Annotated in this window: 11 protein-coding genes; 4 read left to right on the top strand and 7 right to left on the bottom strand. The window is 59.7% G+C overall.

What is annotated here, in order from left to right; translation table 11 throughout:
• Window positions 1–3: 3 nt before the first annotated feature.
• Together O3S81_RS10225 and O3S81_RS10220 are read left to right on the top strand one after the other, a co-directional pair.
• Window positions 4–1,362, top strand: coding sequence for an HlyD family type I secretion periplasmic adaptor subunit (locus O3S81_RS10225; RefSeq protein ID WP_269342858.1), 1,359 nt, complete (start codon window positions 4–6; stop codon window positions 1,360–1,362).
• 83 nt (window positions 1,363–1,445) lie between these two features.
• A complete protein-coding gene (locus O3S81_RS10220; RefSeq protein ID WP_269342856.1) occupies window positions 1,446–1,940 on the top strand; it encodes a hypothetical protein in 495 nt (164 codons plus the stop codon).
• A gap of 41 nt (window positions 1,941–1,981) precedes the next feature.
• Here the strand turns inward: O3S81_RS10220 and O3S81_RS10215 are convergent, their stop codons facing one another.
• The 4 genes from O3S81_RS10215 to O3S81_RS10200 form a co-directional block, all read right to left on the bottom strand.
• Window positions 1,982–3,292 (bottom strand): O-antigen ligase family protein, encoded by a 1,311-nt coding sequence (locus O3S81_RS10215; protein ID WP_269342853.1) that lies wholly within the window; start codon window positions 3,290–3,292, stop codon window positions 1,982–1,984.
• Between the two features lie 7 nt (window positions 3,293–3,299).
• Window positions 3,300–4,556 (bottom strand): polysaccharide biosynthesis/export family protein, encoded by a 1,257-nt coding sequence (locus O3S81_RS10210; protein ID WP_269342851.1) that lies wholly within the window; start codon window positions 4,554–4,556, stop codon window positions 3,300–3,302.
• Window positions 4,557–4,752: 196 nt separating this feature from the next.
• A complete protein-coding gene (locus O3S81_RS10205) occupies window positions 4,753–5,433 on the bottom strand; it encodes a sugar transferase (protein ID WP_269342849.1) in 681 nt (226 codons plus the stop codon).
• Window positions 5,434–6,052: 619 nt separating this feature from the next.
• Window positions 6,053–6,601, bottom strand: a complete 549-nt coding sequence (locus O3S81_RS10200; protein ID WP_269342847.1) for a cupin domain-containing protein — start codon at window positions 6,599–6,601, stop codon at window positions 6,053–6,055.
• A 146-nt stretch (window positions 6,602–6,747) separates the two neighbouring features.
• On the opposite strand from O3S81_RS10200, the gene O3S81_RS10195 reads away from it, so the two are divergent.
• On the top strand, window positions 6,748–8,082 hold the full coding sequence (locus O3S81_RS10195) for an aspartate aminotransferase family protein (protein WP_269342846.1): 1,335 nt from the start codon (window positions 6,748–6,750) through the stop codon (window positions 8,080–8,082).
• Window positions 8,083–8,227: 145 nt separating this feature from the next.
• Window positions 8,228–10,048, top strand: a complete 1,821-nt coding sequence (locus O3S81_RS10190; RefSeq protein ID WP_269342844.1) for a methyl-accepting chemotaxis protein — start codon at window positions 8,228–8,230, stop codon at window positions 10,046–10,048.
• A 98-nt stretch (window positions 10,049–10,146) separates the two neighbouring features.
• On the opposite strand, the gene O3S81_RS10185 is transcribed toward O3S81_RS10190, so the two are convergent.
• The 3 genes from O3S81_RS10185 to O3S81_RS10175 form a co-directional block, all read right to left on the bottom strand.
• Window positions 10,147–10,932, bottom strand: coding sequence for a L,D-transpeptidase (locus O3S81_RS10185; RefSeq protein ID WP_269342843.1), 786 nt, complete (start codon window positions 10,930–10,932; stop codon window positions 10,147–10,149).
• Between the two features lie 19 nt (window positions 10,933–10,951).
• Window positions 10,952–12,007: a L,D-transpeptidase family protein gene (locus tag O3S81_RS10180; protein ID WP_269342841.1), complete on the bottom strand. Its 1,056-nt coding sequence runs from the start codon at window positions 12,005–12,007 to the stop codon at window positions 10,952–10,954.
• Window positions 12,008–12,279: 272 nt separating this feature from the next.
• Window positions 12,280–12,660: a hypothetical protein gene (locus tag O3S81_RS10175; RefSeq protein ID WP_269342839.1), complete on the bottom strand. Its 381-nt coding sequence runs from the start codon at window positions 12,658–12,660 to the stop codon at window positions 12,280–12,282.
• Between the last annotated feature and the right edge of the window lie 82 nt (window positions 12,661–12,742).

Raw genomic sequence — 12,742 nt, 5'->3', positions numbered from 1 at the left:
GTCATGTTCAAGAAGAAAAACGCCATTGCCGAAATCAAACCCCAGGGCCAGCTGGAATGGTACAGCGAGGTGCCGCGCTCCATTCGTCTGCATAGCTCGATCGGTCTTGCCGTGCTGCTCGCCTCCTTCGGCGGTTTCGGATATTGGGCGGGCACCGCACCGCTCTCTTCCGCCATCATCGCCCAAGGCAGCTTCGTCGCCACCGGTAACAACAAGGTCGTGCAGCATCTGGAAGGCGGCATCATCAAGGAAATGATGGTGAGCGAAGGCGACACGGTCAAGGTGGGCGACGTTCTCCTGACGCTAGACAAGACGACGGCACTTGCCAATGAGCGCATGCTGCAGCTGAGACGGCTTCGCCTCGAAACCATCGTGACCCGCCTGCGGGCCGAAGCCCAGGGCGCAAAAAGCTTCAAGGTGCCTGACATCGTCATGAAGGAGGCCGGCGACCCGGACATCAACGCCATCATCCAGAGCCAGAACATCGTGTTCCACAGCAAGCTCGTCAAACTGGAAGAGCAGCTGAACCTGATCGACAAAAACATCAGGTCGCTGGAGTTCCGCTATAATGGCTATGACGGGCAAAAGCAGTCCTTCGACCGCCAGCTGGCGCTTCTGACACAGGAGCGCGATTCCAAGGAGCGGCTCGCCAAGGATGGCGTCATCCGCAAGACGGACATGCTGGCACTGGAACGCGCCATTGCCGACGCGATGGGCGACATCGCCCGCCTGAGCGGCGAAATGAACCAGAGCGAGGCGGAAATCGCCAAGTTCCGGCAGGAAGCGATCATCGCCGTTAACGCCAACAAGCAGGCCGCGCTCGATGCGCTGGAAACCGCCGAATCCGATCTCGACAGCGTGCGCGAACAGGTACGCGGTGCAGCCGAAGTGCTGGAACGCACCGTCATCCGTTCCCCCGTCAACGGCACGGTGGTGCGCGCCTATTACCACACGCCGGGCGGCGTCATCACGACAGGCAAGCCGATCATGGAACTCCTGCCGGCCCATGTGCCGCTGATTCTGGAAGCGCAGGTGCTCAGAACCTCCATCGACCAGCTTCATGAGGGCCAGACCGCCGCGATCCGCCTCTCCGCGCTCAACCGCCGCACCACGCCGGTTCTGAACGGCAAGGTCTTTTACGTTTCGGCCGACAGTATCGAGGAAAATGCCGGGCTTCAGGTCAAGGATGTCTACATCGTGCGTGTGCAGATCCCCGACGAGGAAATCGCCAAGGTGCATAATTTCCACCCCGTGCCTGGCATGCCGGCCGACGTTCTCATCCAGACCTCGGAGCGCACTTTCTTCGAATATCTGACCAAACCGATTTCCGACAGCATGTCGCGCGCCTTCAAGGAAAGATGAAGAAATAACAGTGACGTACACTGTCATTCCCGCGCTGGTCGGCATATAATATCACTATATTTCGTCGGGGCGGGAGAAGCGGCATGGCGGCGATGTCGGATGTATTGCTGCTGGTCGGCAGGCTGAATTACGTGTGGACCAACACCGAAAGCCTGATGATCTATCTGATCGTCCATCTCCTGAAAGTGGAGAAGGAAGCGGCCATCGTCGTGTTCCTGACGCTCAACACCACGCGGGCGCGCATGGATTTGATCGAGCGCCTGGCGAAGCTTCCTTCCACCGATGCGAAGGACCGCAAGACCATCCTCTCCATCATGGCGCGGCTGAAGAAGGAAGCCAGGACGCGCAACAAATACAATCACTGCATCTATTCCTTCGATGAAAAAGGCGAAATCGCCAGTACGCAACTGATGCGGCTGGTGGAGGACGACAGCCAGGTGCGTTACGGCAAGGTCGAACGCATGGACGAGAAGGAAATCGAGCACCTTGAAAAATCGATCGCCGATATCGTCGCGGTCAGCAAGGACATATGGAGCTTCATCCACGCCAGCCCGCATGTATCGGCGGATTACCTATAGGATAAGCAACGGAAGCACCCTCGCCTCCGCCGCCCGGCCTTTCAGCCCAATGATTTGGGCTGGCTGGCTTCCAGCTCAAGGCCGGAATGGCGGTGGGAGAACCCGTCACGAACCCCGGACAGCCCCATGCGGCCCTGCGCATATCTGGCCGGAAGGCACAGTTTCCCGGCCGCGAAATAAAGCAGGAACGAGCCGATCTGGTAGGGGAAGATGATGTCGATCTCCACGAAGGAGCGCACCACGAACAGCGCACAGATCGCAAACAGGATGACGCCCTGCGGATCGCTCCTTCGCATCAGCACCGAGCGCAGATGCCCGAGCAGCGTTCCGTAAAGCACCATGGCAAGCAGGAGCATGCCAACGAAGCCGTTTTCCACCACGGTTTCGATATAGGTGTTATGGAAATGGAAGCCCGTGCGGCCGGTAATGAAGAAATCGTTCCACAGGCGTTCGGCATCGGCAAAACCGGCGACCCAGAACCCCTGATAACCGACACCGAGGATGGGCGTCTGTTTTGCCGCCTCGATGCCCTGCTGCCAGAGATAGGTGCGGCCGGTCAGCGTCGAATCCTTGCCGAAAATGCCGAGAATGGCATCGAGCAGGCCGAATTGCAGCGAGGCGACGGCCAGCAATGCGCCGAGACCGCCGAGCGCGAAAAACATCATCTTGCGGTTTGCCGGCGAGAGCATACCGATGGGTATGAAACCGATGATAAGGGCCACCACCGCCGCCGTGGTGATGGCGGATGTTGCCGATTGCGACGCCACAAGACTATAGGCCGATAACAGCCCCGTGACGCCGGCGACCGGCATCCAGATGCCCCTTTGCTTGAGGATCAGCACCGAGGCGGCGGCAAAAATGACGCCGAGCGAGGCGTAGAAGCCGAGCTGGTTCTTCGATGAAAAAGCACCGACGAAACTATAGGTGCCGTCCAGCGCATCGAAAAGATAGATGCCGAACAGCAGCGAATAGAGCAGAACGAGGATAATGCCGATCAGCGCGCCGCGCGTCAGCGTGCGGATGGAGATGACCCGCATGGCGATCAGCGCGCAGGCGATATGCGTCAGATACTGGATCGACGCACGCATCGTCACCGAGACCGCTTCCGACCAAAAACTCGACAGCACGGTCAAAATGCCGAAGGCGAATATCCAGAGATAACGCGGATAATTGCCGAGCACGCGACGATAATCAACCACCACCAGCGGCAGCCACATACCATAATAGGCCAGAACCGAGATCTGCCCGAAACGCGACGAATAGGCGAAAACGAAGAATGACAGCGCAATCGCCGCCATTCCGTAGATCTCGTTGCGTTCGAGATCGATCAGCGCCGATTTGGCGATCCGCATTGAAACCTCACTGCATCAGGATTTCAGACGAGACCTTGATGACGTCGCCGGGCTGGAGCATGGCGTTTTCGTCCACCTTCAGCTCTTTCGGCTTGCCGTTTTCCTCACGCACCACGACATAACTGATCGTGGCGGATTTGCCCGAGGGATCAAAACGGATCGCTTCGGCTGATTGCGCCAGCGCTTCCGACATCAATTCGCGGCTGGTGGTCAGCTGCAGATTGAGCTTGTCGAGTTCCGCTTCGGTGTCCTGCAATTCCTTGGAACGCTGCGCCACCCAATCGTTGCGCAGGTTGATCTCGTCCTGCGTCGCCTTGTTGATATCCTGCTTGGCGCGCAGCGACTGCGTGTCGATATCGAGCAGGTTGGATTCCACCTCGGCCGCACGTTCTTCCGCGGAAATACGCCGCTGCGACAGCGCAAGCCCCTGCTCGTTCAGCCGGTTGACGCGGTCGCGATCCTCATTGGCAAGCTGGAGCTGACGGTTCTGCGTTTCGGATTTCTTTTTTAGAGACTCGACTTCGCTCTGCAAAAGCGCATGCAGGTCGGTCAGCGCCTTGAGCTGCAGGGTGTAACGCTCGGTGCGCGATTTCATCAGTGCACTTTCGCTGGCCAGCAGCACGTCGATCTCGGCAATCTTTTCCATTTCGGGCGTCTTGGCGATGGCCGTGTCACCCTTGACCTCGGCGATCAGCCGCGCCTGGCGGGCAAGCAGCCTTGCCCGCTGGTTGTCGTAAACGGCGGCATCGCCGCGCGCGTTGATGAAGTCGCGGGCAAAACGCTGCCCGGCATCCGAGCGACGCAGGCCACCGGCAAGGCTGACGGCTTTCAGTACGGTGAGATTGGCAGCATAGGGATATTCACCCGGCGTCTGCACATCACCGCTCAGGAAGATCGGCCTGAACTGGGCGATCTCGACGGAAGCCGAAGGCAGGTTGCGAAGGGCGAACTTGCTCTGAAGCTGGGCTCCGATCGCCTCTCCGACCTCGGCGGGCGTCTTGCCGGCAACATCGAGCTGGCCGATGAAAGGCAGGGACAGCGCGCCCGAGGGGCCGACGGAATAATCGCCGTTGATCACATCCCAGTTGCGAATGCTGCCATCGGCCGGCTGCCACTCGGCAACGCGGATACGCAGCTTGTCGGCAGTGCCGAGCTTATATTGGGAGCCTTCCGCCGCCATTGCGGACAAAGGCGCGGCAAAGGCAACGGAAGCGGCAAGAACGAGGGCCACAAACGGGCGGTGGGCGGCAAAAAGGCCGTTCATCGGGAAACTCCCTGTTAGCTGACCGCCGCACAGGCGGTCAGGCCGTAGCGCAACCGGACAAGGCCGGTCGCACAGCGCCGCAAATAGCGGCCGGTATGATTAGCACCAATGACGCACCCGAAGACCGGACTTGGGATCCCGGTCGGGGTGCGTGTCGAGAAACGAAGATCGATAAAGCCGAACTCAATATCGGTTTTCAGTAGCTTCCGCGTGAAAGGCACACGGCGGGAATGGTCTTGACTATGATGAAAACATCCTGCCGCATCGACCAGTTCTGCACATATTGAGTGTCGAAAGCCACGCGGGTCTTGTAGGATACGTCGTTGCGGCCGCTGATCTGCCACAGGCCGGTCAGGCCAGGGCGGGTGCTGAGATAATAAGCGGCAGCGCTTTCATAATAGCTCAGCTCCTCGTCGACGACAGGGCGCGGACCAACCACGCTCATTTCGCCGCGGATGATGTTGAGAAGCTGCGGCAGTTCGTCGAGGGAGAGCTTGCGCAGCACGGCGCCGACGGCCGTGACACGAGGATCGTTCTTGAGCTTGCGGGTCGCGCGCCATTCCTCGGCGGCTTCCGGATTGGCGGCAAGATACTGCCGCAAAATCTCATCGCCATTCATCGCCATCGTCCTGAATTTCAGGCAATGGAAATAACGGCCATTATGTCCCACACGCCGGTGACCATAAAAGATCGGACCGGGATCGGAAAGTTTCACCAGCACGGCGATCAACAGGAATATCGGGCTGAAGATGAGCAGCGCAAGCGCAGCAGACGTCATATCGAAGCTACGTTTTGCGATGCCCCCGATAGGGAAGCTGACATCGAAATCTTCGGAGCTGCTGAGTGTCTGTTCAGCCGATTGGGTCGCGGACTTCATAGAGAGAACTCCATTTATGTTTTGCGATTGGTCGGTGCCCGGAGGCGCGTCTTTCCGTCTAAAAGAGATAACAAGTCTGTGTTCGGAATTTGATGCTAATGGATTTTTTGTAAGGCACATTGCCCATAACCGTCTATGCGATTTCTTGCGCCAGCGGCCGATCAACGCCGGGGCAATATTAACGGTTGCATAAAAAAGCAACAAATGCGCCGGTGGCCATGTGTTGAGAGCATGGGTGTCGCCGCCGCATGTATTGGGTTTTGCAGCGTCGACAGTCTTTTCTTATGTGTTTCTTATGACTTGAGGAGATGAGACAGGAACGCCAAGAAGAGTCGTGCCAATGGCAGACTATTAAAGTTTTTTGCGTCGCAGCAAGATTGTGGCAATGCATATAAAATTTGACATATTGGCCGGGATTTTTTTACCCGCCATTATCGCTGCGCCAATAAAAAGCGATGGAAAAATCGCAAGGAAGGCGCAAACACGGCCAAATAGTGGCGTGACAGTGCGTTTTGCTCATGGCAGCTACGCAAAAATGGTAGAGCTGGCGGTCGAATTTTCGCTTCCCACCCCATCCGGTCCATTTTCCGAGCGGCAGAAAGCGCTAAATCCGCAGGAATCAGAAGGTTGGCGGGGTGCAGGCGCTGATGACCTCGCAGGGCACGGGACCGACACAGCGGAAGCGGTGCGGCCTGCCGCTTTCGAAATAATAGGCATCCCCCGGGCCGAGCACCCGCCTCTCCTCATCCACCGTCACTTCCAGACGCCCGGAGAGGATGATGCCACCCTCCTCGCCATCGTGAACCAGTGGCACCTTGCCGGTGTCGGCGCCCGGCTGGTAACATTCCTTCAGGATCTGCAGGCTGCGGCCGAAAACATTCTCGCCCACTTGCCGGAAGGAGATCGGCCCCTTGCCGATTTCAACCAGCTCGTCTGCCCGGTAAAAGGCCTTGCGGCTGGTTTCCGGCTCGAAGGCGAAAAACTCGGCAAGGCCGATCGGTATGCCGTCGAGAATGCGCTTCAGCGCGCCGACGGACGGGTTGGAGGTGTTGCTCTCGATCAGTGAAATGGTCGAATTGGTAACACCGGCACGTCTTGCCAGTTCCCGCTGGGAAATATTGTGGCGCAGCCGCAAATGCCGCAAACGCCCGCCTATATCCACCGACATACCCGAGCCCCCGTTGCCCTTGTTCGAAATATCGAAAATCTGCCTTCACACCTATAGCATTTTCAATGGCTTGGCCACAGAGAGAAAAGGGCTTGTTCAGTCGATAAAATAGCTTTCAATCACCGTCAACGAACAGGAGACCCGTTATGGACAACCCCAGCCGATCCAATTCCACCTCGCTCGACAGCTACTGGATGCCGTTTACCGCCAACCGGCAGTTCAAGGCCAATCCCCGCCTGCTGGCGAGCGCCGAGGGCATGTATTACACCAGCACCGATGGCCGCCAGGTACTCGACGGCACGGCAGGCCTGTGGTGTGTCAATGCCGGCCACGGGCGCCAGCAGATCGCCTCCGCCGTCAAGCATCAGCTCTCGACCATGGATTACGCCCCCTCCTTCCAGATGGGCCATCCCGTCGCGTTTGAATTTGCCGAACGTCTGGCGGAAATCGCTCCCGGCCCGGAAGGCGGCAAGCTCGACCGCGTGTTCTACACCGGCTCGGGTTCGGAATCGGTCGATACGGCGCTGAAGATCGCCATCGCCTATCAGCGCGCCATCGGCCAGGGCACCCGCAGCCGCCTGATCGGCCGCGAGCGCGGTTATCACGGCGTCGGTTTCGGCGGCATCTCCGTCGGCGGCCTCGTTAACAATCGTCGCGTCTTCCCGCAGATCCCCGCCGATCACCTGCGCCATACCCATGACCTTGCCAGGAACAGCTTCGTGAAGGGCCAGCCCGAGCACGGTGCGGAACTTGCCGACGATCTGGAACGTCTGGTCGCCCTGCATGGCGCGGAAACCATCGCCGCCTGTATCGTCGAACCCGTGGCCGGCTCCACCGGCGTGCTGGTGCCGCCGAAGGGTTATCTGGAGCGCCTGCGCGCGATCTGCGACAAACACGGCATCCTGCTGATCTTCGATGAGGTCATTACCGGTTTCGGCCGCATGGGCTCTTCCTTCGCCAGCAACTATTTCGGTGTTACGCCGGATATCGTTACCACCGCCAAGGGCCTGACCAACGGCGCAATCCCCATGGGCGCGGTCTTCACCAGCCGCAAGGTGCATGACGCGCTGATGCATGGGCCTGAAAACCAGATCGAGCTGTTCCACGGCTACACCTATTCCGGCCATCCGGTCGCCTGCGCCGCCGGCATTGCGACCCTCGATATCTACCGCGATGAAGGCCTCTTCACCCGCGCCGCGGAATTGCAGGATGTCTGGCACGACGCCATCCACTCCCTGAAGGGCCTGCCCAATGTCATCGACATCCGCACCATCGGCTTCATCGCCGGCATCGAGTTGCAGTCGCGCGACGGTGCCGCCGGCGCTCGCGCCTATGATGTCTTCGTGGATTGTTTCGAGCGCGGCCTGCTCATCCGCGTCACCGGCGATATCATCGCCCTTTCACCGCCGCTGATCGCCGAAAAATCCCATTTCGACGATATTGTTTCGATCCTCGGCGAGGCGCTCAAGCGCGCGCACTGAAAAGTATAAACTGCTAATAAAGAAAAGGCTGCAATACAAATTGCAGCCTTTTTTGCTTTTATCAAACCCGAAGCGAAAATAGATCATTTATTAAGCATGTTCTATTATTTTCCGGAAGTATAAATTACAACGCGGGAACGCTCCGATGGCATCGATTCAGAAAAAGATAATATTGGCAAGCATTGCAATCTTTTCCATCACCGGCAGCGCCGCCGGCGTCGGCATATGGGCGACGGAGAAGCTCAACCGAAACAGCGAATATGTGGCGCTTTCAGCCGATGTGCTTCGCAACCACATGCAGGCGGACATGATGCATGACGCGCTGCGGTCCGACGTGCTGGCCGCCATTCTTTCGGCTGATGCCAGGATGGGTCTCGACCTCAAGGCCGTTAAGGCCGACCTTGCCGAACACGAAGCGAGTTTCCGTGAGATGATCGAGGCAAACAGGTCTTTGTCGGCCGGCACCAACGTCAAAACCGTCATAGACGGCGTCGAAAAGCCGCTTCTCGCCTATATGGATGCGGCCAATGCGGTGGTCGGCCTTGCCGGCTCCAGCCCGGAAGAGGCCATCAAGCTGATGCCGGAATTCATGCGGCAATTCTCCGCGCTTGAAAAAGCGATGGAAACGGCGGGCGACCAGATTCAGGCGCTCTCCGACGCCGCATCGGCTGAAAGCGAAAAGACCAAGGCGGCGATTAACCTCACCTTGAAGGGGCTTCTGGTTCTCGCGGCACTTTTCTCGGCCGGGCTTTTCCTCCTCACCCGCAAATCGATTATCCGTCCCATCCTGCAATTGTCGAAGAATATGGAAGCGCTGGCGGGCGGCGATACATCACAGCTGCCCTCCAGCATCGACCGCAAGGACGAAATTGGCTCCATGTCCGGCGCGGTCGAGATTTTCCGGCAGGCGGCCATCGCCAACAGGGCGCTCGAAGAACAGGCGGCAGCGGCCCGCCGGCAGGCGGAAGTCGATCAGGAAGCAACCCGACGGCACGCAGAAGAGGAGGCCTCCGAAAGGCTGCGCATCGCAACCTCCGGTCTCGCGGCCGGCCTCAAGCGGCTCGCATCCGGCGATCTGGCCTTCCAGCTTGATGATGCCTTCGCTCCGCAATTCGAGGCCCTTCGCCACGATTTCAACAGCTCGGTCCGGCAACTGGGCGAAACGCTCTTCGCCATTTCCAGCGGTATCGGGACGATCGACGGCAGCAGCCAGGACATCGCAGCCGGCGCGGGCGATCTTTCCCGCCGCACGGAAAATCAGGCCGCTTCCCTTGAGCAGACCGCGGCCGCGCTCGATGAAATCACCGTCAACGTATCGAATGCCAACAAGCGCGCCGCCGAAGCGCGGCTCGCCGCCACCGACGCCAACCAGAGCGCCCTGAAATCGGTGGAAGTGGTGAGCCATGCCGAGGAAGCGATGCGCCGCATCGAGGCCTCATCGCGGCAGATCACCGGCATCATCGGCGTCATCGACGAAATCGCCTTCCAGACCAATCTTCTGGCGCTGAATGCCGGGGTGGAGGCCGCCCGCGCCGGCGAGACCGGCAAGGGCTTTGCCGTGGTGGCGCAGGAAGTGCGCGATCTCGCCCAGCGCTCTGCAAAAGCCGCAAGCGAAATCCGTGACCATATCCGCCAGTCATCCGCAGAAGTGGAAAGCGGCGTGCAACTGGTTCTCGATACCGGCACCGCACTGAAGGATATCGGCGAACGCATCGCCGGCATCGACCGCCATATGAACGCCATCGCGACATCGGCCACCGAACAATCGACCGGTTTGGCCGAAATCAACGCAGCGGTGAATTCCATGGATCACGCCACCCAGCAGAATGCGGCCATGGTGCAACAATCCATCGCCGCCTCGACAACGCTTGCCGCGGAAACCGCAAAGCTGCGCGCACTGGTGTCACGCTTCCGGCTGGATATGGAAATTGCCGGCGGCCGGGAAGAGGCGCGCCGGGTTGCATGATGGCAATGGCGAAGGAAGATAATATCTCCTCACCTCATGCCGGGCCCTGAGCCGGCATCACCCACGGGCGCAGCTGCCCGCGGGTGAAGCTTTTACGATCAATAAGCCTGTGCCGGTTGCGACAGGCCGTCGCCGATGACGCCATTGCCATATTGCGCCACGGGCACGCCTTCCTGGCCGATCGGCACGCCCTGCTGCGCCGGGCCGAGCGCCGTCACCACGATCGGCGTCCTATCCGGCACGCGGTTATAAAGGTCGATGATATCCTGGTTCAGCAGGCGCACGCAGCCGGACGAGACCGACTTGCCGATGGTCCACCATTCCGGCGAGCCATGCAGGCGGTAGATCGTGTCCTTGCCATCCTTGAAGATATAGAGCGCGCGCGCACCGAGCGGGTTCTTGAGGCCCGGCTCCATGCCACCATTGCGGCTGCTATAGGGCTCCAGTTCCGGCTGACGGGCGATCATCTCGTCGGGCGGCGTCCAGCGCGGCCATTGCCGCTTGTACTGGATGACGCCACGACCGGCCCATTCGAAACCGGCACGGCCGAGACCGACGCCATAACGCATGGCCTGACCGTCTTCATAGGTGAGATAAAGGAAATGATTGGCGGTATCGACGACGATCACGCCGGGACGCTCGCCGGTCGGGTTCGCCACCATCTGCCGCAGGAACTGGCGCGGAATACGCTTATAGGGAATTTCCGGCAGCGGAAACTGCTCGTCCGGCTTGGGGCCGTACATCAGGGCATACATCGGGTCATCGGCGGGCGGTGCGGGCCTCGTGGCCTCACGCGCCGTTGTGTTGCAGCCCGCAAGGCCGGCAAGCGCCAGTCCACCTGCTCCAAGCAGGAAACCCCGCCGGGTCGTCATCGTCTCGTTCAATTGAAAAACCTCATTTACGTCATCTCACGCTGGCAAAGGGATCTGCCAGCGCCGCCTCCGGGCGGCTGATAGGGTACTTCGTGCCGGAAACCTGCGAGGCCATGACTTTGGCGCCGCTCGATTTCAGAATGGCCCGGAAGCTCGGATGCATGCCGCCGTCTACATACGCGCTGAGCGGGGCGGAAGTTCCCTCGCTCATCGCGGCGGCAAATTTTTGTTGCTCTTCCGCCAGCTTCGACGCCACCTGCGGATCCTGCTGGTTGATGGCCGGCGGGCAGGCCGCCAGCGGATCGGCAGGCTCACCTTCGGCAAATTCACTGTTGAAAACATAGCGGCGGCCGCAAACGGAGACCTTGGGCTGGCGGCGGGTCACCTCGAAATAGTCGTAGCCTTCCTTCAGCGTCTTCCAGAACGGCATGTTGGGATCGTCCCGATGCGCCACCATGTTCCTTGCACTCATGCGGAAGGGATAGGCCTGCACTTGGAAACGGTCCTGCCCGCCCTGCAGCGCACGCGCAACGATGGCGTAAATCTCGCCCACCTGGGCATCGGTCATGGCGTAGCAACCGGAAGAAGAGCAGGCGCCATGCACCATCAGCGCTTCACCCGTGTAACCGAGCGCCGATTCCAGCCGGTTGGGATAACCGAGATTGAAGGAGACGTAATATTGCGAGTTCGGGTTAAGCATGCCGGCCGAGACATGATAAAAACCTTCCGGCGCCTGCCGGTCGCCCGTTTTCATCTTCGGGCCGAGCTTTCCGGACCAACGGCACATGGGATAGGTCTTGAGCAGGGCGTAATTTCCGGTCTTGTCGATCTTCCAGACCTCAAGCTCGCTCTCCTGCTTGAAGATGCGAACGAGGACCGGGCTTTCCGGGCGCATGCTCTTGGCCGACATCTGCGCCATCATCTTCGATGACAGCTTCGGAGGGTCCTTCTTGACGCTGTCGAGGCCCATCGAGGTACACGCGGCAAGGGTGCCGCCGATCGCGACGACCGCAGCCATTCTTGCCCCTGTCCTAACCTTTTGCCGCAACCCCGCAACCGCGAAATCCAGCAATGCCTGCATGCCCATGGATCGTTCTACCCGCCTGATTTGCCCGCCTTTCCGGCTGACGCTTAACTACCGAAGGTGGCCACAACACGGCAACCTCGCCCATGGACAAAGTCTCGTGAACAGACGTTACCCTTTCGTTAATCATAGGGACACAAGCCCGTGATGCCGATGATGCTGGTCGCGTCCAGGCAGCCCAAGCGCGAAACTCGCCGCAGACAGGTGACGTGCGGCAGTCCGCACAATACCGTAGCCGGCACCGGTGACGAGAACGACCTTACGATCGGTCACTATCACAGCCCTCCCTTTCGGGAGGCGATCGACGTAACCGTCGCCGAGACGGGGTCGCTCGCCGGAAAGCTGTCTTCCAGCCCCTCTTCCAGTTCCTCCTCCAGAATGTCGCGGTCCTTCGATGTGCGGGCGCTGGCAATCCCGTGCGGGGTCTCATCCTGTGTGCCGAGGGCGGAGAATTGCGCGGGCGCATCCACGCCGTGGCGCGTTCCGAAGGCGGTCAACTGCCCCATCACCGCACTCGCCCGCCTGATCGCCTCCACATCGTCGATCCCTTCCAGACCGTCGGCGAGGCGAACCGAGACCTGATCACCGTCGCTGCCGACGAACTCGACGGAGATAACCCCGTTATTGCGTTTTACATAGGTCGTCGAAAGTTGCATGACATGCCCTCCGGCTTGGAAAGCACCGGTACGAATCCGATGCTGGAAAACGGTTAGAACCTGAATTCACAACGACGGCAGA

The sequence above is a fragment of the Agrobacterium sp. SOY23 genome, from assembly GCF_027212525.1.
In the GTDB taxonomy this organism is placed as follows: Bacteria; Pseudomonadota; Alphaproteobacteria; order Rhizobiales; family Rhizobiaceae; genus Agrobacterium; species Agrobacterium tumefaciens_I.
This window is presented reverse-complemented; position numbering and strand designations above follow the sequence as displayed.

Excerpts from the sequence above, each read along its gene's own strand:
- O3S81_RS10210 (WP_269342851.1), bottom strand. The coding sequence starts at position 4,556 with ATGAACGGCCTTTTTGCCGCCCACCGCCCGTTTGTGGCCCTCGTTCTT.
- O3S81_RS10205 (WP_269342849.1), bottom strand. The coding sequence starts at position 5,433 with ATGAAGTCCGCGACCCAATCGGCTGAACAGACACTCAGCAGCTCCGAA.
- O3S81_RS10225 (WP_269342858.1), top strand. The coding sequence starts at position 4 with ATGTTCAAGAAGAAAAACGCCATTGCCGAAATCAAACCCCAGGGCCAG.
- O3S81_RS10215 (WP_269342853.1), bottom strand. The coding sequence starts at position 3,292 with ATGCGGATCGCCAAATCGGCGCTGATCGATCTCGAACGCAACGAGATC.
- O3S81_RS10220 (WP_269342856.1), top strand. The coding sequence starts at position 1,446 with ATGGCGGCGATGTCGGATGTATTGCTGCTGGTCGGCAGGCTGAATTAC.
- O3S81_RS10190 (WP_269342844.1), top strand. The coding sequence starts at position 8,228 with ATGGCATCGATTCAGAAAAAGATAATATTGGCAAGCATTGCAATCTTT.
- O3S81_RS10195 (WP_269342846.1), top strand. The coding sequence starts at position 6,748 with ATGGACAACCCCAGCCGATCCAATTCCACCTCGCTCGACAGCTACTGG.
- O3S81_RS10180 (WP_269342841.1), bottom strand. The coding sequence starts at position 12,007 with ATGGGCATGCAGGCATTGCTGGATTTCGCGGTTGCGGGGTTGCGGCAA.
- O3S81_RS10200 (WP_269342847.1), bottom strand. The coding sequence starts at position 6,601 with ATGTCGGTGGATATAGGCGGGCGTTTGCGGCATTTGCGGCTGCGCCAC.
- O3S81_RS10175 (WP_269342839.1), bottom strand. The coding sequence starts at position 12,660 with ATGCAACTTTCGACGACCTATGTAAAACGCAATAACGGGGTTATCTCC.